Here is a 22,299-nt window from a genome sequence, read left to right on the forward strand (position 1 = left end):
TGACTCAGCCCTGATTGAGCAATTGACGCAAATCGATCACTGCGGCGTTGGCCCGGGAAATGTAGTTGGCCATGACCAGCGAGTGGTTGGCCAGCACCCCGAAGCCGCTGCCATTAAGGATCATAGGACTCCAGACCGGTTCCTGCGAGGCTTCCAGTTCACGAATGATCTGACGCACGCTGACCGTGGCGTTCTTCTTGGCCAGCACATCGGCGAAGTCGACTTCGATGGCACGCAGCAGATGGGACAAGGCCCAGGCCTGACCGCGAGCCTCGTAGAACACGTTGTCGATCTGCATCCACGGGGTTTCAACGATTTCTTCGTCAACCTGCGGCACCTGACCCGGAGCGATGACTTCGGTTTTCAGCGCCGTGTTGAGCTTGACCCGGCCAACGCTGGCCGACAGCCGTTGCGACAGCGAACCCAGACGGGTGCCGACATCGCCCAGCCAGTTGTTCAGGTTGTCGGCGCGGGCATAGAACAGCGCGCTTTTCTGACTTGGGTCGGACAGGCGCGCCTGATAACGGCTCAGGGAGTTGATGCCTTCCTGGTATTCGGACTCACTGGAAGGCAGCACCCAGCTCTTGTTGTCGAAGTTGAAGCGCGGCTCGGCCTTGGCCAGGTCAGCGTCTTCGGTGGACTGCGACTGGGAACGAGCGAAGTCTTTACGCAGCGCACGACTCAGGTCACGGACCTGGACCAGCACGCCATATTCCCAGCTCGGCGTGTTATCCATCCACAGGCCCGGCGGGAAACGGTCGTTGGAAATATAGCCACCCGGTTTGGTCAGCAAAGTACCGGCGACGGTCTTGAGGGTTTCGACCGTGGTGTAGCCGATGACCATTTGCTTGCCTTCTTTCTCGGCGGCTATTTGAGCATTCTGCTGAACCGGGAACAGCGCAGGTTCCTGGCTCCAGTACCAGCCCAGCGCAATAGCCACCAGCAAGTAAATGGCAATCAGAGTGGCCAGCGCCCGGCTGAACAACAGGCCACCCAAGTAACTGCGGGTGGCCGATTTCGGTTCAGCGGCACGTTCAGGCGCGCTGCCCGCGCGGTTCTTCCAGTCCAGCATGGCGATATCCTTTCAATCACTTGAGTTCATCGGTTCGACCACAACCCTATCTCATCGTGCCTCGTTTGCCGCGCATTAAATCCTGCGTAAACACTACCCGCACAATGGCCACGATCGACGGCCACTATAAATGAAGCACAGCTTCGATCCTATGCGACCAGTCGGTCACTAACTGAATAAGGTCGCTTTGCAGTTAATTGACGTACGACACTCATGCGATGGAAAAGAGGTGCTAGCATAGAGCCACCAGTCGATCTCAGCATGCACCCTAACTAGTAGTCAGGATATGACCGAGCCAGAAGACCCCAGCCGTGAGCGCCTCAAGCACCACTTTGCCCAGCGGGTAATTCATCAGGCACGTCAAATTCTTGAGATATGGCAGCGCCTGCAATGCAGCGAGTGGTCCACCACCGACTTATCGGAACTGAGCGAGGCCAACCTGCGCCTGCTGCGTTTCGCCGAACGTTTCGAACAACCTGAACACACGCAGCTGGCACGCCACATCGGTCAGTCGCTGGAGGCTGTCGACGCCAATCGCGGACGCCTGAGCAGCGGACTGATCACTGACCTCAATCGTTTGATGCAGCGCCTGTCACGCACCGGCTTGCGCCATGGCGATCAGTTGGACCAGACCTTTCTGCCGCCGCTGCGCAAGCCGATTTACGTGATGCTGCAGGATTACGACCGCGCCGAGCGTCTGGCCAAGCAGCTGGAATTTTTCGGGCTCAGCGCTCAAGCCCTCGACAGCGTTGCGGCGTTCCGCTCTTCAATGGTCGAGCGCTTGCCCGCGGCGATCGTCATGGACGTGGACTTCAGTGGCGCCGGCATCGGCCTGAAACTGGCCGCCGAAGCCCAGGAAGGCCTCGATCATCAATTGCCGCTGCTGTTCTTCAGCCTGCACGAAACCGATACCCCGACCCGCCTCGCCGCCGTGCGTGCCGGTGGCCAGGAATTCCTGACCGGCACCCTCGAAGCCTCGAGCCTGCTGGAGAAAATCGAAGTCCTGACCTGCGTCGCCCAGTACGAACCTTATAAAGTGCTGATCATCGACGACTCCCGCGCCCAGGCCTTGCACACCGAGCGCCTGCTCAATAGCGCCGGGATCGTCACGCGGACCTTGATCGAGCCGATCCAGGCCATGGCCGAGCTCGCGGACTTCCAGCCAGACCTGATCATCCTCGACATGTACATGCCGGCCTGCACCGGTACTGAACTGGCCAAAGTGATCCGCCACAACGACCGTTACGTCAGCGTGCCGATCATTTACCTGTCGGCCGAGGACGATCTGGACAAACAGCTCGACGCCATGAGCGAGGGCGGCGACGACTTCCTGACCAAACCGATCAAGCCCCGGCACCTGATCACCACCGTGCGCAACCGCGCGGCGCGGGCGCGTAATCTGAAAGCGCGGATGGTCCGCGACAGCCTCACCGGGCTGTACAACCACACGCACATTCTGCAATTGCTCGAAGACTGCAGCTTCCGCGCCCGCCGCGAGAGCAAGCCGCTGAGCTTTGCGATGCTCGACATCGACCACTTCAAACGAGTCAACGACAGCCACGGCCACCCCATGGGCGATCGGGTGATCAAGAGCCTGGCGCTGTTTCTCAAGCAACGCTTGCGCAAGACCGATTTCATCGGCCGTTACGGCGGTGAGGAGTTCGCGATCGTCATGCCGGACACCGATCTCGAATCGGCCCACAAAGTGCTCGACGAAATCCGTCGACGCTTTGCCGAGATTCACTACCCGGCTCAACCGCAGGACCTCTGGTGCACGTTCAGCGCCGGGGTGGTGGAACTGTGTGAACACTCCGACAGCCTGATGATGGCCAGCCAGGCAGACGAAGCGCTGTACCGCGCGAAGGACGCCGGACGCAACCGCGTGCAGGCTGCGCGGACGTCAAAGCAAAGTGCCACCTTTTCATCGGAATCGACCGATTCGGTCATAACCCTGTAACACAAACGCAATAAATTCAGGCGCTTACCATTCTGCCGCTGGTAGACCCGCGATGCGCCTGAAGCTGCTGACCAATCTCAACACCCTCCTTTTAGTCGCCGTGTGCGTGGCCCTTGGCGCCACGCTTTGGTGGTCGCAAAAGGCCCTGGAGCGCCCCTATCTATTGATGGAGCGTTACTTGGGCTTGTCCCAGCAATTTCAAAATGAAGTCGCGCGCAACATCGACGACTACCTCGCCAGCGGCGATGCCCTGCGCCTGAGCAGCGCCAGCCAGGCCATCGACGGCCTGCAAAAGGAACTCGGTGAGTTGCCGCCGGCCTTGGCCGACACCTTGCGCCCGAGCCTGTCGAACCTCGAAGAATTCAGCAAAACCGATCTGCTGGCCGCTGGCAAACTCGCCGGTGATCCGCAAGCGCTGCTGCTGCAGGCCGAACGCGAACTCGGTGCCAGCCTCGATCAGCTCAGCCAATACGCCAGCGCTAACGCGGCGTATCTGACGCCGTTGCTCGCCGCCTCCCAGCACTTGGGCAAGTTGTCTCTGGCCCGGGACAAACTGGTCAGCAGCGGCCGCAGCGAACTGGCCGCCGATGTCGAGCGTGAGGTCAGCAACATCCGCAGCCAGGCTGAGCTGCTTGACGGCTTGCCGCTACTGGGCGTGACCAGCAAAAGCGAATCGAGCACGGATGATTTCGCGGCGATGATGGGTCTGGAGAACACTGAAAAAGCCGTTGCCGAGGACGCTGGCGTCGGCCTCAAGCGTGAACTGAACAGCCTCCTCACTCGCTACCCGGCCGAACTGGCGCGCACACGCGACCAGATCCAGAAACGCACCGACCTCAGCGCCGCCACTCACCTGAAAATCGCCGCCGTGCAGCAGGCCATTGCCGGACTGGAACCGGTGGTCCGCGCCCAGCACGGGCAGATCCAGAGCGAAGTGCGGCTGATGCAAGGGGTGATGATCGGCCTGATTCTGCTGATTGCTTTGCTGATCGACACCTTGCAACGGAAACTGGCCCGGACGCTGACCAACCTCGCCCCGGCCCTTTCGACCTGGGCCGAGGGCGACTTCAGCCGGGACATTCAACTGGGTAAAACCAATCGCGAACTGCATGACATCCAAGCTTCGCTCAATCGCTTGCGCGCCTATCTGGTCGATCTGGTCGGGACCATTCGCCTCAACGCCGAACAGGTCGCCGGCAGCAGCCGAACCTTGGCCGAGCTGAGCAATGACCTGCACAGCGGCGCCGAACATCAGGCCGGCGACACGGCGCTGATACGTGATTCTCTCGGCGAGCTGGAAGCGACCATTCAACAGGTTGCTGGCGATGCCAGCCAGGCGGCCGACGCGAGCCGCCATGCCGGGCTGGCGGTGGAGCACGGCCAGAAAGTCATCGGCTTGAGCCTCACCGGGCTACACGCGCTGGTTGGCGAAGTGCAAGGCAACGCGCAAATGATCGAACACCTGGCCGAGGAGTCGGCAACCATTGGCGGCGTGCTGACGGTCATCCGCTCGATTGCCGACCAGACCAACCTCCTGGCCCTGAACGCCGCCATCGAAGCGGCCCGAGCCGGGGAAATGGGTCGGGGGTTTGCGGTGGTGGCCGAAGAAGTTCGCTCACTGGCGCAACGCACCGCTGGCGCCACAGCAGAGATCCAGACGCTAATCGCCGGTTTGCAAACCGCGGCGCGACAATCGGTGGAAGGCATGCGCGCCCAGGTCGAACACGCCGAAGCCACTGCCAATCAGGCCCAGGCCGCCGACGGTGCGCTGGATAAAATCGTCGGCGCGATCCAGACCATTTCCGACACCGCCGTGCGCATCGCCGATGTCACCGCCCAGCAGAGTGGCGCCGTCAGCGAGATCCGCGATCACAGTGAGCGGATTCACCAATTGGGTGGGGATAACTTGCTGCGCATCGGCGAGGGACGCGTGCAGGGGGAGAATTTGTTGGTGCTGGGCGGACGACTGCATACCGCCGTCCAAGCCTTCCGCGTCTGATAGATCGCCTTCGCGAGCAGGCTCGCTCCCACAGGGGTACGCGTTCCATTGTGGGAGCGAGCCTGCTCGCGAAGGCGTCATTGCAATCACCGCAAGACTCCCCGCCCTGCACACCCGACCGCCGTCCGCTATCATGCCCTCACTTTCGATACGCGAGATTGTCATGCGCCGTTTGCTCTGCCTGTTGTTTTTTGTGCTTGCCCTGCCGGCCACCGCCGCCGGTTTGCTGGACAGTCGGCCCAGTTCAACGTTGGGCTCGATCAACAACAGCGCCGACTTTCTGCCGGTGCGTGAAGCCTTTCAGCTAAGTCTGGTAGAAAGCACACCGCAATCGATCAAACTGCGTTTCGTCGCCACAGAGGGCTACTACCTCTACCGGCACCGCTTTCAGTTTCGCACCGACCCGCCCGATGCAGGCCTGGGCGCCGCACAACTGCCCAAGGGCGAACAGAAGCACGATGAGTATTTCGGCGATGTCGAGGTCTACCACGGCATTCTCGAAGTCGAACTGCCGCGCACTGATCAACGCGCCTTCACCCTGGTGGTTACGTACCAGGGTTGCGCCGACAAAGGCTTGTGCTATCCACCCGAAACCGAGCGCCTGAGTATTGATGGCAGCGCAGGCGCGCCCCCGGCCTGGAGCTGGCGCGAACTGGCGCTGTTCTTCCTCGCAGGCATAGGCCTGACGTTCACACCGTGCGTGCTGCCGATGCTGCCGATTCTGTCCGGCGTGGTGTTGCGTGGTCAGGTGGGGGGGTTACGCGGCTTCAATCTATCTTTGGCCTACGTGCTGCCAATGGCCGCCTGCTTCGCCCTGCTCGGGGCATTGATGGGGATGTTCGGCGCACAGCTCAATCTTCAGGCGCGGCTGCAATCGGCGTGGGTGCTGGTGCCGTTCGCGATGTTTTTTGCGCTGTTTGCCTTGGCGATGTTTGGCGTCTTCGAACTCAAGCTACCTCACGCTATCAGCAGTCGGCTGGATCGAATCGCCGGTCGCACCGAGGGCGGTTCGTTGTGGGGCGCCGCCGTGCTGGGCGTGGTTTCCAGCCTGTTGGTGTCGCCCTGCGTCTCGGCGCCGCTGGCCGGTGCGCTGCTGTACATCAGTGCCAGCGGCGATGCATTGGGCGGTGGTCTGAAACTGTTCATGCTCGGCCTCGGCATGGGCGCCCCGCTGCTACTGGTCGCCACCGGTGGCGCCGCCTGGCTGCCGAAAAGCGGACCCTGGCTGGTGTATGTAAAAAACGCGATTGGCGTTTTGTTGCTGGGGCTGGCGATCGGCCTGCTCAGTCGAGTACTGCCGGGCCAGATCACGTTGCTGCTGATCGGCTTGCTGGCCGGTGGCGTCGGGTTGTTCATGGGTGCGCTGGAGTTCGTCTACAAACCGCCGAGAAAACGCCTGGGCCAATTGCTGGGGATGTTCCTGCTGTTTTATGCGCTGGCATGTTGGTACGGAGCGTTCAGCGGCCAGACCGACCCGCTCAATCCGATTGGCCAGCCGCGCACGGTTGCCGGCAATGAGCAACCGCAAAACACCAGCGCCTGGCAAACCGTCAGCACTCCGGCTGACCTGGACCGCGTCCTCGCCGACGCCAAATCATCGGGCACCCCGCTGCTGCTCGACTGGTACGCCGACTGGTGCATCAGTTGCAAAGTCATCGAACATAAGGTGCTCAACGATGCCAGGGTCGTCGAACTTCTCAAAGGCTATCGACTGATCCGCTTCGACATCACCGCCAGCAACGCCGAGCAACGCGCCTTGCTTGACCGCTACAAACTGTTTGGCCCGCCAGCGCTGATGTTTTTCGGCAAGGACGGCGTCGAACACGCCGATGTGCGAGTGATCGGCGAGATCAACGCCACCGACTTCGCCGAACGTGTTGTGAAAGCAAATGACCGAATTTAATAACCCGGTCACATATTTCGCGCAAACATCGGCCATCGTGCTGGCTATTGCATAGAACTGGACAGTCACAAAGGCTTTGCGGCATAGTCGCCGGGTTCTGACAATTGCACACAGATCACAAGGAACAGCAGATGGCGACGCTACTGGTTCTGCACGGACCCAACCTGAACATGCTCGGCACCCGTGAACCGGGTACCTACGGCGCTACGACACTGGCGCAGATCAACCAGGACCTGGAACGCCGTGCCCGTGAAGCCGGCCACCATTTGCTGCACCTGCAAAGCAACGCCGAGTACGAATTGATCGACCGCATCCACGCTGCCCGCAGCGAAGGTGTGGACTTCATTCTGATCAACCCAGCAGCTTTTACGCACACAAGTGTCGCATTACGTGACGCGCTGCTGGCGGTGAGCATCCCATTCATCGAAGTGCATTTGTCTAACGTGCACAAACGCGAACCTTTCCGCCATCACTCTTACTTCTCCGACGTAGCGGTGGGAGTGATCTGCGGCCTTGGCGCCAGCGGTTATCGACTGGCCCTGGAGGCCGCCCTGGAACAGCTTGAACAACAAGCTATACGCCCCTGACCGACCCTTGGGAGTTGATGATTCATGGATATCCGTAAAGTTAAGAAACTGATCGAACTGCTGGAAGAGTCCGGCATCGACGAGCTCGAGATCAAGGAAGGCGAAGAGTCCGTACGCATCAGCCGTCACAGCAAGACCCCGGCTCAGCAGTACTACGCACCGGCTCCAATGCATGCTCCGGCGCCTGCGCCTGTTGCTGCTGCCCCGGTTGCTGCCGCCGCACCTGCTGCTCCGGCCGCGCCAGTCCTGAACGGTAACGTTGCCCGTTCGCCTATGGTCGGTACCTTCTATCGCAAGTCTTCGCCATCCACGCCGTCCTTCGTTGAAGTCGGCCAGACCGTGAAGAAAGGCGACACCCTGTGCATCGTAGAAGCCATGAAGATGATGAACCACATCGAAGCTGAAACCAGCGGTGTGATCGAATCCATCCTCGTCGAAGACGGCCAGCCGGTTGAGTACGACCAACCGCTGTTCACCATCGTTTGAACCGCGGAGAGCCTTTGATGACTGCGAAGTTGGAAAAAGTTCTGATCGCCAACCGCGGTGAGATCGCCCTGCGGATCCTGCGCGCCTGCAAAGAGATGGGCATCAAGACTGTCGCCGTTTACTCCAAGGCCGACAAGGAACTGATGCACCTAGGCCTGGCAGATGAATCCGTCTGCATCGGTCCGGCATCGGCCGCGCACTCTTACCTGCACATTCCGGCAATCATCGCCGCTGCCGAAGTGACCGGCGCTACCGCCATTCACCCAGGCTACGGTTTCCTTGCGGAAAACGCTGACTTCGCCGAACAGGTAGAGAAATCCGGCTTCGCGTTCATTGGCCCGAAAGCCGACACCATTCGCCTGATGGGCGACAAGGTATCGGCCAAGCACGCCATGATCGCGGCCGGTGTTCCAACCGTTCCGGGTTCCGACGGCCCGTTGCCTGAAGACGAAGAAACCGCTCTGCGCATTGGCCGCGAAGTCGGTTACCCGGTGATCATCAAAGCCGCTGGCGGCGGCGGTGGTCGCGGCATGCGCGTTGTGCATAAAGAAGAAGACCTGATCTCCTCGGCGAAACTGACCCGCTCCGAAGCTGGCGCGGCGTTCGGCAACCCGATGGTCTATCTGGAAAAATTCCTGACCAACCCACGTCACGTGGAAGTTCAGGTACTTTCCGACGGCCAGGGCCACGCCATCCATCTGGGCGACCGCGATTGCTCGCTGCAACGTCGTCACCAGAAGGTTCTCGAAGAAGCGCCGGCACCGGGCATCGACGAGAAGGCACGGGCTGAAGTCCTCGCACGCTGCGTCAAGGCTTGCATCGACATCAACTACCGTGGCGCGGGCACTTTCGAGTTCCTGTACGAGAACGGCTCGTTCTATTTCATCGAAATGAACACCCGCGTTCAGGTTGAGCACCCGGTTTCGGAAATGGTCACCGGCATCGACATCGTCAAGGAGATGCTCAGCATCGCCGCTGGCAACAAGCTGTCGTACACCCAGGAAGACGTGGTTATCCGCGGTCATGCACTGGAATGCCGAATCAACGCCGAAGACCCGAAAACCTTCATGCCGAGCCCAGGCACGGTCAAGCATTTCCACGCACCAGGCGGCAACGGCGTTCGCGTCGATTCGCACCTGTACAGTGGCTATGCCGTTCCGCCGAACTACGATTCGTTGATCGGCAAGCTGATCACCTACGGCGCAACCCGTGACGAAGCCATGGCGCGCATGCGCAATGCGCTGGACGAAATCGTTGTCGACGGGATCAAGACCAACATCCCGCTGCACCGCGACCTGGTCCGCGATGAAGGCTTCTGCAAAGGTGGAATCAACATCCACTACCTGGAACACAAGCTGGCTGCCGAAAAGCATTAAGCTGTGATCCATACCAACAAGGCCGCTTTCGAGCGGCTTTGTTGTTTCTGAAGGTTTCATAAAACAAGCCAACGCAACACACCCTTGTAGCAGCTGGCGAAGCCTGCGTTCGGCTGCGAAGCAGTCGTAAAACCTGAGAACGCGGTCTTCCTGAAGCACCGCATTGCCTGGATTCACGACTGCTGCGCAGCCGAACGCAGGCTTCGCCAGCTGCTACAGGGGTGTCGCGACTTAACTGACCGGCATTCAGAGCTGCCCACTCCCACAAAACCTTCGCGCTCGCGTAAACTTGCGCGCTTCTCGCAGCCCGCTAGGCTGCAATCAATATTTTTCAAAGGTGCCCGCCATGCCTTGGCTGCAAGTCCGTCTCGCCATCAGCCCAGAACAAGCCGAAACCTACGAAGACGCGTTCCTTGAAGTGGGCGCCGTATCGGTGACCTTCATGGACGCCGAAGATCAGCCGATCTTCGAGCCGGAACTCAACACCACGCCGCTGTGGTCGCACACGCACCTGCTGGCCCTGTTCGAAGGTGGCACCGAAGCCGCCACCGTGCTGGCCCACCTCGAGTTGCTGACCGGCAGCCCGCTGCCCGAGCATCACAGCGAAGTCATCGAAGACCAGGACTGGGAACGTAGCTGGATGGACGGTTTCCAGCCGATGCGTTTCGGCCAGCGCCTGTGGATCGTCCCAAGCTGGCACGCCGCGCCAGAGCCTGACGCCGTAAATTTGCTGCTGGATCCGGGCCTGGCGTTCGGCACCGGCACACACCCGACCACCGCACTGTGCCTGGAATGGCTCGACGGCCAGGACCTGAAAGACTGCAACGTGCTGGATTTCGGCTGCGGCTCGGGGATTCTGGCGATTGCCGCCCTGCTGCTGGGCGCGAAGGAAGCCGTCGGTACCGATATCGACGTGCAAGCTCTGGAAGCCTCCCGCGACAACGCCGGGCGCAACAACATTGCCGAAGCGCTGTTCCCGCTGTACCTGCCAGAAGATCTGCCGCACGTTCAGGCCGACGTTCTGGTGGCCAACATTCTTGCCGGCCCGCTGGTTTCCCTGGCGCCGCAATTGTCCAGCCTGGTCAAATCCGGTGGTCGTCTGGCGCTGTCGGGCATCCTTGCCGAGCAAGGTGAAGAAGTCGCCAAGGCTTACGCCCAGGACTTCGATCTGGACCCGATCGCCAATCGCGATGGCTGGGTGCGCATCACTGGCCGTCGGCGCTAGAATGAGCACCTGCATAAACCGGATCGCCGCATGACCGACAGCTTCGTCACCCAGTGCCCGCATTGCCAAACCAGCTTCCGCGTCAGCCATGCTCAATTGAGCGTGGCCCGCGGAGTGGTTCGTTGCGGCTCGTGCTTGCAGGTGTTCAACGCCGCCAAGCAGCTGCTTGAACAACGGACCGGCAAAGACGCGATCACGCCGGTTACCCCGGCCATCGTCGAACCGCCGGAGCCGCGAGCCATCAGCCAAAAGCAATGGACCGCGGCCGAGCTGGATCTGGACAGCCTGGACCTGGACGAAGAGCTCGCCCGCCTCGAACAACGGGAGATCCAGCCGACCACGGAATTCGGCAGACAGCGCGAAGACAACCTCAGTGCCAGCCGGGATACCGTCGAGCACGAAGAAGCGACGTGGCCCGACAGCCTGTTCAGCGAATCAGCCGCCGATCGTGCACAGACCGCTGAAGCCGACTTGCCGGAGCTGGAACTCGATCCGAGCAAATACTCGCGCACCGAACCTTCGCTGTCCCTGGAACCGGTGGAGCTGGACGACGAGTCTCTGCCGCCACAGCTGCGCCTGCACGACCCACTCGACATACCGATGCATCACAAACGCCTGTCGGCGACCGATGACATCGACGACGATCTGCCCTCGATCGAACCTGTGCGCAAAAAGCGTGAGCCGGCTGTCCGAGCTGAAGCCCTGCAAGACCTGACCGACGACCCACTGCAACTGGACTGGCAAAAGCGCCGCTCACCCTGGGGTCGCCGATTTTTCTGGCTGCTGCTGATCCTGCTCGGCGCCGCCGCGCTCGCCGGCCAGTACATCGCCTACCATTTCGATGAACTGGCGCGCCAGGACCAGTACCGTCCGTGGTTCCAGCAACTGTGCCCGCAAATCGGCTGCACCGTGCCATCCAAAGTCGACATCGCCAAAATCAAAAGCAGCAACCTGGTGGTCCGCAGCCACCCGGACTTCAGCGGTGCACTGGTGGTCGACGCGATCATCTACAACCGCGCGCCCTTCTCCCAGCCGTTCCCGCTGCTGGAGTTGCGTTTTGCCGACCTCAACGGCCACCTGATCGCCAGCCGTCGCTTCAAGCCCGGCGAGTACCTCAACGGCGATCTCGAAGGGATGGCGGAAATGCCTCCGCAAACGCCGATCCACATCGCACTGGATATCCTCGATCCAGGTTCCAAAGCGGTGAATTACAGCCTGAGCTTCCATTCGCCCGAGTGAAACGGTTCCGTGTTACGGCTTTGACGGCATATTTCTGACTTTCACCGCTCATACCGAACCGCTGGCGATAACAGAATAACTGTTCAGATTTTGTTCAATTCAGCCTTTATCCAGTCATCGAGAGCGGGTATCATGCCAACCCTTTTTCGAACTCTCATGATCCGACCCCACAACAGGGAAGTCCTATGTCGGCGGTACGCATCGGTCCTTACACATTGCACAACGGCTTGATTCTCGCCCCGATGGCGGGGGTCACAGACCAACCCTTTCGTCAGCTGTGCAAGCGACTGGGCGCAGGACTTGTAGTCTCGGAAATGGTCACCAGCGACATGAGCTTGTGGAACACCCGCAAATCGCGGATGCGCATGATCCACGAAGGTGATCCCGAGCCCCGCTCGGTACAGATCGCCGGTGGTGATGCACAGATGCTGGCGGATGCGGCCCGGGCCAACGTAGAACTGGGCGCACAGATTATTGATATCAACATGGGTTGTCCGGCGAAAAAGGTCTGCAACAAGGCCGCCGGGTCCGCGTTGTTGAAGGACGAAGCACTGGTGACCGAGATCCTGCAGGCCGTAGTGGCTGCGGTTGATGTGCCGGTCACCCTGAAGATCCGCACCGGCTGGGACCGGGACAACAAGAACGGCCTGACCGTGGCGAAGATCGCCGAGCAGGCAGGCATTACGGCGTTGGCGGTCCATGGCCGCACCCGTGCCGATCTGTACACCGGCGAAGCCGAGTACGACACCATCGCCGCGATCAAGCAGGCCGTGTCGATTCCGGTCTTCGCCAATGGCGATATCGATTCGCCAGAGAAGGCCCGGTACGTGCTCGATGCGACCGGTGCCGATGGCCTGCTGGTAGGCCGGGCCGCCCAGGGGCGGCCATGGATTTTTCGCGAGATCGATCATTTTCTGCGTACCGGCGAGAAACTCCCGGCACTGGAGCTGATCGAGGTGGAACGCATTCTGCTAGAGCATCTGGCTGCGCTGCACGTCTTCTATGGAGACGTCATGGGCGTACGCATTGCTCGAAAGCATGTGGGCTGGTATCTCGCAACCTTGCCGGGCGCCAGGGAGTTTCGCGCCCACTTCAATCGTTTGGAAGATACGGAAGCACAATGCGCCAACGTTCAGGGCTTCTTCGCCGAACGTTACAAGAGCCTGACAGGGGACGGAGACGAGGTGGCCGCATGACGATGATGACCGAGACTTTAGTGAGTGGAACAACACCCGTGAGCGACAACGTAAATTTGAAACAGCACCTCAATACGCCGAGCGAAGAAGGTCAGACCCTTCGCGGGAGTGTCGAGAAGGCGCTGCACAATTATTTCGCCCACCTTGAAGGCGCTGCCGTCACGGATGTGTACAACCTGGTGCTCTCCGAAGTCGAGGCTCCCCTGCTCGAGTGCGTGATGAACTACGTCAAGGGCAACCAGACCAAGGCCAGTGAGCTGCTCGGACTGAACCGAGGCACGCTGCGCAAGAAACTCAAGCAGTACGATTTGCTGTAAGCATTCAATCAAACCAGAAAGGCGCCCGCATAAAAACGGTCGCCTTTTTTGCTGACTCCTTTGCTTTTGATGGAAATTGAAATGACCGACCAGACTACCCGCCTGCCGATCCGCCGCGCCTTGATCAGCGTTTCCGACAAGACCGGGATCCTCGAATTCGCCAAAGAGCTCGAAGCCCTGGGCGTCGAGATCCTCTCCACCGGCGGAACGTTCAAGCTGCTGCGCGACAACGGTGTTGCCGCAGTGGAAGTCGCGGATTACACCGGTTTCGCAGAAATGATGGACGGCCGGGTAAAAACCCTGCACCCGAAAATCCACGGCGGGATCCTCGGTCGTCGCGGTATCGACGACGCCATCATGAACGAGCACGGCATCAAGCCGATCGACCTGGTAGCGGTCAACCTGTACCCGTTCGAAGCCACCATCAACAAACCAGGCTGCGACCTGCCGACCGCGATCGAGAACATCGATATCGGCGGCCCGACCATGGTCCGCTCGGCGGCAAAAAACCACAAAGACGTGGCCATCGTGGTGAATGCCAGCGACTACGCCAGCGTCCTTGAAAGCCTCAAGGCCGGCGGCCTGACTTACGCTCAGCGTTTCGACCTGATGCTCAAGGCCTTCGAACACACTGCCGCCTATGACGGCATGATCGCCAACTACATGGGCACCGTGAACCAGGCGGCTGACACCCTCTCGACCTCCGGTCGCAGCGAGTTCCCGCGCACTTTCAACAGCCAGTTCGTCAAGGCTCAGGAAATGCGCTACGGCGAGAACCCGCACCAGAGCGCGGCGTTCTACGTTGAAACCAAGCCTGCCGAAGTCGGTATCGCCACCGCCACCCAACTGCAAGGCAAAGAGCTGTCGTACAACAACGTGGCCGACACCGACGCCGCGCTGGAATGTGTGAAGAGCTTCGTCAAACCGGCCTGCGTGATCGTCAAGCACGCCAACCCGTGCGGCGTAGCCGTGAGCCCGGATGCCGAAGGCGGTATCCGCCAGGCTTACGAACTGGCCTACGCCACCGACACCGAGTCGGCGTTCGGCGGCATCATCGCCTTCAACCGCGAGCTGGATGCTGAAACCGCCAAGGCCATCGTCGAGCGTCAGTTCGTCGAAGTGATCATCGCCCCGTCCGTCAGCGAAGAAGCTCGCGCCATCGTGGCGGCCAAAGCCAACGTGCGCCTGCTGGCCTGCGGCGAGTGGTCGGCTGATCGCGCCGCTGCGTGGGACTACAAACGCGTCAACGGTGGCCTGCTGGTGCAGAGCCGCGACATCGGCATGATCGGTGCCGACGACCTGAAAGTCGTGACCAAACGTGCCCCGACCGAGCAAGAGATCCACGACCTGATCTTCGCCTGGAAAGTCGCCAAATACGTTAAGTCCAACGCCATCGTCTACGCCAAGAACCGTCAGACCATCGGTGTCGGCGCTGGCCAGATGAGCCGCGTGAACTCCGCGCGTATTGCTGCGATCAAGGCTGAACACGCTGGTTTGCAAGTGCAGGGTGCGGTCATGGCATCCGATGCGTTCTTCCCGTTCCGCGACGGCATCGACAACGCGGCCAAGGTCGGTATCACTGCGGTGATCCAGCCAGGCGGCTCGATGCGTGATAACGAAGTGATTGCTGCAGCCGACGAGGCCGGCATCGCGATGGTCTTTACTGGCATGCGCCACTTCCGTCACTGATACGACGATTAACTGTGGGAGCGAGCCTGCTCGCGAATGCAATTTGCCAGTGACGTAGATGTTGACTGACACACCGCTTTCGCGAGCTGGCTCGCTCCCACAGAAAAGCATCTCTGCGGTGCTCCACAGAATTAGCGTCATCCGAGGTTTTTGAAATGAATGTTTTGATCATTGGCAGCGGTGGCCGTGAACACGCACTGGCCTGGAAAGTGGCGCAGGATCCGCGCGTGCAGAAAGTTTTCGTGGCTCCGGGTAACGCCGGCACTGCCATTGAAGCCAAGTGCGAGAACGTCGCTATCGACGTGCTGGCACTCGAACAGCTTGCAGACTTCGCCGAGAAAAACGTTTCCCTGACCATCGTCGGCCCGGAAGTGCCACTGGTCGCCGGCGTCGTCGATCTGTTCCGCTCCCGTGGCCTGGACTGCTTCGGTCCGACCGCTGGCGCTGCTCAGCTGGAAGGCTCGAAAGCCTTCACCAAGGATTTCCTGGCGCGCCACAAGATCCCGACCGCCGACTACCAGAACTTCACCGAGATCGAGCCTGCCCTGGCTTATCTGCGTGAAAAAGGCGCACCGATCGTGATCAAGGCCGATGGCCTGGCCGCCGGTAAAGGCGTGATCGTTGCCATGACGCTGACCGAAGCCGAAGACGCCGTACGCGACATGCTCGCGGGCAACGCATTCGGCGACGCAGGCTCGCGCGTAGTGATCGAAGAGTTCCTGGACGGCGAAGAAGCCAGCTTCATCGTCATGGTCGACGGCAAGAATGTATTGCCGATGGCCACCAGCCAGGATCACAAACGCGTCGGCGACGGCGACACCGGTCCGAACACTGGCGGCATGGGTGCCTACTCCCCTGCCCCGGTCGTGACCGCTGACGTGCACAAGCGCGTCATGGACCTGGTGATCTGGCCGACCGTGCGCGGCATGGCCGAGGAAGGCAACGTTTACACGGGTTTCCTATATGCCGGCCTGATGATCGACAAAGCTGGTAACCCAAAAGTCATCGAATTCAACTGCCGTTTCGGCGACCCTGAGACCCAACCGGTGATGCTGCGTTTGCAGTCGAGCCTGGTGTTGCTGGTCGAAGCGGCCCTGGCGCAAGCCCTGGACAAGGTCGAAGCACAATGGGATCCGCGTCCGAGCGTCGGCATCGTGCTGGCGGCTGGCGGCTATCCAGGTGACTACGCCAAAGGCGTTGCCATCAACGGTCTCGATGCAGCTGCAGCACTGGAAGGCAAAGTCTTCCACGCTGGCACTGCACTCAAGGACGGTCAAGTGGTGACGGCCGGTGGTCGGGTACTCTGCGCCACGGCAATGGGTGCCAGCGTCGATGCCGCTCAGCAGCAGGCTTACAAGCTGGCGGCCAAAATTGACTGGGAAGGCTGTTTCTATCGCAAGGACATTGGCTACCGTGCCATTGCCCGCGAGCGTGGCGAAAATCAGGAATAAGAACGCCATTCGGCCAGGCAAGGGCTTCGGGCCCTTGCCGGACTATTCCGGCGCCGCGCATAGTTATATTCTGGCATCAACCTACGAAGGGATTTCGCCGTGCGCTGGCTCAGGATTGCCATAGGTTTCACCGTCACTCTGCTGACCTTGCTCTGCATGCTCCCGGCCCAGGCCGCGCAAGGCAGTGGCTGGGCGGTATTGCTCGACGAACAGGGTGACCTGCAGCTCAGCGACATCCGTTCCGCTCGCTACACCAATCAATTCAGCCCCATTGAACTCGACCGCCTCACCGCCGCCGACCCCGATGGTGCGTTATGGCTGCGTTTCAGACTCGCTCCCGGCAAGCATGAACAGTTGCTGCGGGTATTCGCGCCCGACCTATCGCACCTCAATCTGTATGTGCTGGACGGCGACACGCTGATCGAGCAACAGAACACCGGCACCGGCCAGCCCCAGGCTGAACGGCCGCTGCCCAACAGCGACTTCATGTTGCCGCTGCCGCAAAACGAAAAACCTCTCGATGTTTACCTGCGACTGGTCTCCGACCATCAGCTGAGGCCTTACATCACCCTGCAGTCAGCGGTCATGACCGCGGCCAATCAGAATCAGACGCTGATCTACGGACTGTTGTTCGGTTGCCTCGGGATGTTGATCCTTTACAGCCTCGTCCGCTACGCCTATACCCGCTCACGCAGCAGTTTCTGGCTGGCCGGATGTGAAGCATTGTTGATGCTCAGCCTGTTGCTGTTGCTGAATCTGGCAGGGCCCTGGCTGCCGAACTGGCATGCGGTGCAAACACCCGGCGCCTACTTCGCCTTGCTGCTGACGGCGCCGTGCGGCCTGATGTTCGCCTATCGCTTCTTCGCCCCACTCGGCCCGCACCCACTGAACAAGCTGCTCATGGGGGACATTCTGTTCATCGTGGTCTGCAGCTTGCTGCTGTTATTCGTCAACACGCTGCCGCTGAACATCATGACCTATGCCCTGGTCGCGCTGGCAGGCCTGAGCATGTTGTTCGTCAGCGCTTATCACTGGCAAAAAGGTTATCGCCCGGCGCGCCTGTTCGTCGCGGCGATGGTGGTGTTCAACATTGGCACTCTGATCATGTTGCCGGCACTCCTGGGATTGACCCTGGTCGCACCGCAGGGCTTGATCATGACGCTGCTGGGGTTAATCTGCATCAGCGGCGTGTTGATGAGCATTGCGCTGAGCGAACGTCAGCGCAGCATCACCGAAGACCGTTTCAGCGTCAGCCGCGACCTGGCCGCCAGCAATGCCGAGATCAACGCCAAGGCCGAATTCCTGGCAAAAATCAGCCACGAAATCCGCACCCCGATGAATGGCGTGCTGGGCATGACCGAGCTGCTGCTGGGCACGCCGCTCTCGGTCAAGCAGCGCGACTATGTGCAGACCATCCACAGTGCCGGCAACGAACTGCTGACACTGATCAACGAAATTCTCGACATCTCCAAGCTCGAGTCCGGGCAGATCGAACTGGACGATGTGCAGTTCGACCTCAACGCACTGATCGAAGATTGTCTGAGCATCTTCCGCGCCAAGGCCGAACAGCAGAACGTCGAGCTGATCAGCTTTATCCAGCCGCAAGTGCCGCGCGTCATCAGCGGTGACCCGACTCGCCTGCGCCAGACCCTGCTGAGCCTGCTGGAAAACGCCCTGAAGAAAACCGACGAAGGCGAAATCCTGATCGTCGTCGCGCTCGATGAGCGCAGTGTCAAACCGCGCTTGCGCATTGCCGTGCAGGACAGCGGTGAGCCGATGGACGCCGAAGAACGCGATGCATTGATGCACGCCGAACTGCACAGCAAGCACTTCCTCTCGGCCACCCGTTTGGGAGGCAATCTGGGGTTGGTGATCGCCCGTCAGCTGATTCGCTTGATGCAAGGGGAGTTCGGGATCAAGAGCGGCGCCAATCAGGGCAGCACCTTGTGGCTGACCCTGCCGCTGGACCCTGACCGCCTCGAACACCCGACGTCTGACCTTGATGGCCCCCTGCAGGGTGCACGGGTATTGGTGGTGGACGATAACGACACGTGTCGCAAAGTGCTGGTGCAACAGTGCACCGCCTGGGGCCTGAATGTCAGTGCCGTAGCGTCCGGCAAGGAAGCGCTGGCGCTGCTGCGGACCAAGGCTCACTTGCGCGATTACTTCGACGTGGTCCTGCTGGACCAGAACATGCCCGGCATGACCGGCATGCAACTGGCCGCCAAGATCAAGGAAGACCCGAGCCTGAACCACGACATCCTGCTGATCATGCTCACCGGCATCAGCAATGCGCCCAGCAAGATCATCGCGCGCAACTCGGGGATCAAACGCATCCTCGCCAAACCGGTGGCCGGCTATACCCTCAAGACGACCTTGGCCGACGAGCTGAACCAGCGAAACAAGGGCCTCTCCATCTCGCAGCACCTGCCCACCGGCCCGACCTTACCGGTGAAGGTGCCAAGCGATTTCCGCATCCTGGTGGCCGAAGACAACAGCATCTCGACCAAGGTGATTCGCGGCATGCTAGGCAAGCTCAACCTGCAACCGGACACCGCCAGCAATGGCGAAGAAGCCTTGCAGGCGATGAAAGCCCAGCGTTATGACCTGGTCCTGATGGACTGCGAAATGCCGATTCTCGACGGCTTCTCCGCGACTCAGCAATTGCGTGCCTGGGAAGTCGGTAATCAGCGGATTCGCACGCCGGTGGTGGCGTTGACTGCGCACATTCTCGCCGAACACAAAGAGCGCGCGCGCCAGGCCGGCATGGACGGGCATATGGCCAAACCGGTCGAGTTGTCGCAGCTGCGCGACCTGATCGAGCATTGGGTGGCCCAGCGTGATCAGCAGATCCGGGCAGCGACTCAAACGTCCTGAGCCGACAGACCCCGCAGCGCCTGATAGACTCCCCCTCGACTTCCCTCGCCAGTGAGCTTGCACCATGCTCCACGTGTTGTTCAGCGTTTACCTGAAGATGCTGGTGCTCTACAGCCCGTTCTTCGTATTGTCCTGCTTCATCAGTCTGACCCGTGGTTATTCGCGCAAGGAACAACGTCGCCTGGCCTGGAAAGTGGCGACAGCCACCCTGGTCTCCAGCGTCTTGCTGTACCTGTTCGGGCGAGTGATTTTCAGTGTCTTCGGCATCACCGTGGACGCGTTCCGCATCGGCGCCGGCAGTGTGTTGTTCATCTCGGCGCTGGGCATGGCTCAAGGCAAGTCGGCGGTGCAAACCGACAACGTGCAGCAGGACGTGACCATCGTCCCCCTGACCATTCCCCTGACGGTCGGCCCGGGCACCATCGGCGCCTTGCTGGTGATGGGCGTGAGTCAGCCTCATTGGGACGACAAACTCACGGCCATTCTCAGTATTGCCCTGGCCAGTTTCACCGTCGGCGTGGTGCTTTATCTATCCAACCGCATCGAGCGCATTCTCGGCGATCAGGGGTTGCAGATTGTCAGCCGATTGATGGGGTTGTTCGTCTGTGCATTGGCGGCGCAGATTATCTTTACCGGCGTAAAGGGCTATCTGGTTCCCTGAATGCACAAGGCCGAAGGATTTAAATCCCTCGGCCCTGACTCTTGTATGGCGTTGATTATTTACTTGGGAGCATTCCTGCGGCGATTGAAGCGGTTTTGCAGCAGCGGTTTGTAATACTGACCCAAGTATTCTTCCAGCCCACTCTTGAGTGCAGCATAATTAATTGGGTTAAAGGTAATAAAAGAATTACCACGAAAAATATTGCGACCCGAAGTTTTCCAGTTAAAAAAGAGCGGCGTGGTTTCCTTACTGCCGCCCACGCTGTCGATCGATACCAATGAAGTCACGATAATGCCATTGGCAAGTTGATCGCATGGCATTACTGCCAACCTGACACCTTTACTGCCTATAACTTCGCGATTGAACAAGTTGATCGCTTCCGGTTCCTTCTTCAGGGCATCCAATGTCGAATTAGCAACTGCGCTGAGTACAGCAGCCGCCGGAATCGCGGCTTTCGCTGCATCCATACCGGCCTTGACGATGTCGGTAACGATGTTATCCATGGTCAATTGGCGGGAACTCTTCTGATAAACGGTGTAACCGGCATCTGCCACGAAACACCCCGCTTCATCCATGCATTTCAGGAACGCGAGATACCACGCTTGAGGGTCGTCGCCTGGAACTTCGTAACTTGCCTCCAGCTTCGAAAACTTGATCAGGTTTTCAATGATCGCCATATTTTCAAGCGTAATCTTTTCGCCATAACCCACCAGCGTATTGGCCAGCACGACCGCATCCAGCTCTTTGGTCGGGCTCGAAGCTTCTGCTGCCGCAAATGCCCGCACACGAATTGCAGGCTGTCCAGACAGCCGCCGACTAATACGCGCCTTCACTAAAGCAGTGCATTTTTCGACACTAATAGCACTTTCAACAATATCCATATCTAACATTCCATTCAATAAGTTAATAGCACCCTGATTAGGGCAACGCGAATCTAACGCACCCTACCCAGACAATCAAATCACAATTAAATTCCATATATGTATAAGAGCGGTGCCACGTCCAAGAGAAAACTTCACACATATAACAAAGCCAGCACTGACACTCGCCATTGTAAGCTACGGACATTGCACAGCCGTGCAACACCCCCGCCAGGAATTATTATTTCTTTTATCTGGAGTTACTTATGAGCAATACACTACCGTCCGGTGTGGTGACGGGCCCCAATCTGATTTCAAGTATCGGCGAACTTACGCTGCAAGACTTTGACGACTTAACCAACTGTACGCACATTGCCACACGGTCTGCCGACCTCGTCCATAATCGTTTTGCCAATTCACAACACTGGCTGGATGAATATGTTCGCACACTCATGTTTCTCGGCTGGTCGCTCCATGAAGGAGCCATTACGACCCGAACACGTTTTGATATTTCTGGCAACGTTGCCGATTTTCTGGTGCGCAAAGCGCAAGCCCTGAGCGACTCCCGGCAAGCAAACGCCATGATTGACACCCTCGACGCCTTGCAACCCGACGCTGGCGCCGTGCGTTCATTGGACGACGAGAGCCTTAAAGGGCGTCGATTTCAAGTGCTTCCTGCCCGTTATGACTCAAGTAGAAATCTCCATATAGCCGTTTTCAACCTCGAGTTGGTCGCCAATACAACGAAGAGCGGCTTCTTGTTTTGGTCCTGGGAAAAGCAATCGGCAAATCTCGTTCAACAGAGTGCCTTTCTCAAATTGAACAGAGCCATACTCGACACAAAAAGACCGCTTATGGAGACCAAGCTCCGTGAACAAGTCATGAAGCGATTTACCTTGAGGAAGGCAAAGCCATAAACCGCCTCGCACACCTAAAAACCCCCTTCACACGTTTGAACATGTGAAGGGGCGACGCCGAACGCGGGGATCAGACTTGTACGGTTGCTTCACTCTGCCGGGTCATCAACAACGTCTTGAGCGGCACTCCTGCCGTGAGATCTGGCCGGGTCAGCAGTGTCGAAATAGCAACCGACGGATAACTGCCAATCGATAACAAAACCTCACCGCGCAGCGTGATATCCATCGCGTTGACCTGGCGCAGGATCAGGCTGCGGCACGTTACCGGATCGAGCCTCACCACGTGTTCATCCACCTGGCTGGCGATCAGTTGGTCGCGGTAGGAATGGCAGTCGGTTGATGGGGTTGTTTGTGTGCGCATTGGCGGCGCAGATCATCTTTACCGGGGTGAAGGGCTATCTGGTTCCGTGACGCCCACCTTCGTCATTAGCGCGGCGAGCTGCCTGTCCTCGTCCTTATGAAAAAGAGCCGACAGCCACTGACACAT

The 22,299-nt window shown here is 59.5% G+C and carries 17 protein-coding genes and 2 pseudogenes; 16 read left to right on the forward strand and 3 right to left on the reverse strand.

The window, feature by feature from the left end; translation table 11 throughout:
* Positions 1 to 4 precede the first annotated feature (4 nt).
* On the reverse strand, positions 5 to 1,072 hold the full coding sequence (locus JFU47_RS14240; RefSeq protein ID WP_140683161.1) for a DUF2333 family protein: 1,068 nt from the start codon (positions 1,070 to 1,072) through the stop codon (positions 5 to 7).
* Positions 1,073 to 1,358: 286 nt separating this feature from the next.
* Between JFU47_RS14240 and gcbA the strand changes: the two genes are divergently transcribed.
* The 14 genes and pseudogenes from gcbA to JFU47_RS14310 all read left to right on the forward strand — a co-directional run bounded on the left by gcbA (position 1,359) and on the right by JFU47_RS14310 (position 20,035).
* A complete protein-coding gene (gene gcbA, locus JFU47_RS14245; RefSeq protein WP_201183666.1) occupies positions 1,359 to 3,029 on the forward strand; it encodes a diguanylate cyclase GcbA in 1,671 nt (556 codons plus the stop codon).
* Positions 3,030 to 4,521: 1,492 nt separating this feature from the next.
* Positions 4,522 to 5,028: pseudogene (locus tag JFU47_RS33615) on the forward strand (methyl-accepting chemotaxis protein); the annotation flags it as partial.
* Positions 5,029 to 5,191: 163 nt separating this feature from the next.
* Positions 5,192 to 6,931: a protein-disulfide reductase DsbD gene (locus JFU47_RS14255; protein WP_201183671.1), complete on the forward strand. Its 1,740-nt coding sequence runs from the start codon at positions 5,192 to 5,194 to the stop codon at positions 6,929 to 6,931.
* Positions 6,932 to 7,062: 131 nt separating this feature from the next.
* The gene (gene aroQ, locus JFU47_RS14260; RefSeq protein WP_008031265.1) at positions 7,063 to 7,518 is read left to right on the forward strand and encodes a type II 3-dehydroquinate dehydratase; all 456 of its coding nucleotides are present in this window, start codon (positions 7,063 to 7,065) and stop codon (positions 7,516 to 7,518) included.
* A 24-nt stretch (positions 7,519 to 7,542) separates the two neighbouring features.
* Positions 7,543 to 8,004, forward strand: coding sequence for an acetyl-CoA carboxylase biotin carboxyl carrier protein (gene accB, locus JFU47_RS14265; RefSeq protein WP_140894734.1), 462 nt, complete (start codon positions 7,543 to 7,545; stop codon positions 8,002 to 8,004).
* Between the two features lie 17 nt (positions 8,005 to 8,021).
* Positions 8,022 to 9,380 carry an acetyl-CoA carboxylase biotin carboxylase subunit gene (gene accC / locus JFU47_RS14270; protein WP_140894733.1) on the forward strand — a complete coding sequence of 453 codons (1,359 nt, stop codon included), beginning with the start codon at positions 8,022 to 8,024 and terminating at the stop codon, positions 9,378 to 9,380.
* Between the two features lie 346 nt (positions 9,381 to 9,726).
* Positions 9,727 to 10,605, forward strand: coding sequence for a 50S ribosomal protein L11 methyltransferase (gene prmA / locus JFU47_RS14275; protein WP_201183673.1), 879 nt, complete (start codon positions 9,727 to 9,729; stop codon positions 10,603 to 10,605).
* 30 nt (positions 10,606 to 10,635) lie between these two features.
* Positions 10,636 to 11,844, forward strand: coding sequence for a DUF3426 domain-containing protein (locus JFU47_RS14280; protein WP_201183675.1), 1,209 nt, complete (start codon positions 10,636 to 10,638; stop codon positions 11,842 to 11,844).
* Positions 11,845 to 12,029: 185 nt separating this feature from the next.
* Complete coding sequence (dusB, locus tag JFU47_RS14285; RefSeq protein ID WP_008153758.1) at positions 12,030 to 13,040, forward strand: tRNA dihydrouridine synthase DusB; 1,011 nt, start codon at positions 12,030 to 12,032, stop codon at positions 13,038 to 13,040.
* Entirely contained in the window at positions 13,037 to 13,357 is a 321-nt protein-coding gene (gene fis, locus JFU47_RS14290; RefSeq protein ID WP_007907419.1) for a DNA-binding transcriptional regulator Fis, read from the forward strand. Before dusB ends, fis begins: the two co-directional genes overlap by 4 nt.
* 81 nt (positions 13,358 to 13,438) lie before the next feature.
* Positions 13,439 to 15,046 (forward strand): bifunctional phosphoribosylaminoimidazolecarboxamide formyltransferase/IMP cyclohydrolase, encoded by a 1,608-nt coding sequence (gene purH / locus JFU47_RS14295; RefSeq protein ID WP_201183677.1) that lies wholly within the window; start codon positions 13,439 to 13,441, stop codon positions 15,044 to 15,046.
* 155 nt (positions 15,047 to 15,201) lie between these two features.
* The gene (gene purD / locus JFU47_RS14300; protein WP_201183679.1) at positions 15,202 to 16,497 is read left to right on the forward strand and encodes a phosphoribosylamine--glycine ligase; all 1,296 of its coding nucleotides are present in this window, start codon (positions 15,202 to 15,204) and stop codon (positions 16,495 to 16,497) included.
* Between the two features lie 99 nt (positions 16,498 to 16,596).
* Positions 16,597 to 19,374, forward strand: coding sequence for a response regulator (locus JFU47_RS14305; RefSeq protein ID WP_201183681.1), 2,778 nt, complete (start codon positions 16,597 to 16,599; stop codon positions 19,372 to 19,374).
* 64 nt (positions 19,375 to 19,438) lie between these two features.
* Positions 19,439 to 20,035 (forward strand): MarC family protein, encoded by a 597-nt coding sequence (locus JFU47_RS14310; RefSeq protein WP_007937197.1) that lies wholly within the window; start codon positions 19,439 to 19,441, stop codon positions 20,033 to 20,035.
* A gap of 59 nt (positions 20,036 to 20,094) precedes the next feature.
* Here JFU47_RS14310 and JFU47_RS14315 read toward each other — a convergent pair whose 3' ends face one another.
* Entirely contained in the window at positions 20,095 to 20,916 is an 822-nt protein-coding gene (locus tag JFU47_RS14315) for a hypothetical protein (protein ID WP_201183683.1), read from the reverse strand.
* 245 nt (positions 20,917 to 21,161) lie between these two features.
* Here JFU47_RS14315 and JFU47_RS14320 point away from each other — a divergent pair, with 245 nt between their 5' ends.
* Positions 21,162 to 21,812, forward strand: coding sequence for a hypothetical protein (locus tag JFU47_RS14320; RefSeq protein ID WP_201183685.1), 651 nt, complete (start codon positions 21,162 to 21,164; stop codon positions 21,810 to 21,812).
* Positions 21,813 to 21,882: 70 nt separating this feature from the next.
* Here JFU47_RS14320 and JFU47_RS14325 read toward each other — a convergent pair whose 3' ends face one another.
* Positions 21,883 to 22,173, reverse strand: a complete 291-nt coding sequence (locus tag JFU47_RS14325) for a hypothetical protein (RefSeq protein ID WP_201183687.1) — start codon at positions 22,171 to 22,173, stop codon at positions 21,883 to 21,885.
* On the opposite strand from JFU47_RS14325, the pseudogene JFU47_RS14330 reads away from it, so the two are divergent.
* Positions 22,143 to 22,223 (forward strand): annotated as a pseudogene (locus JFU47_RS14330) (MarC family protein); the annotation flags it as partial. The gene JFU47_RS14325 and the pseudogene JFU47_RS14330 overlap by 31 nt on opposite strands.
* Positions 22,224 to 22,299: the final 76 nt, after the last annotated feature.

This window comes from Pseudomonas sp. TH39(2020) (genome assembly GCF_016650715.1).
Lineage (GTDB): Bacteria > Pseudomonadota > Gammaproteobacteria > Pseudomonadales > Pseudomonadaceae > Aquipseudomonas > Aquipseudomonas mandelii_C.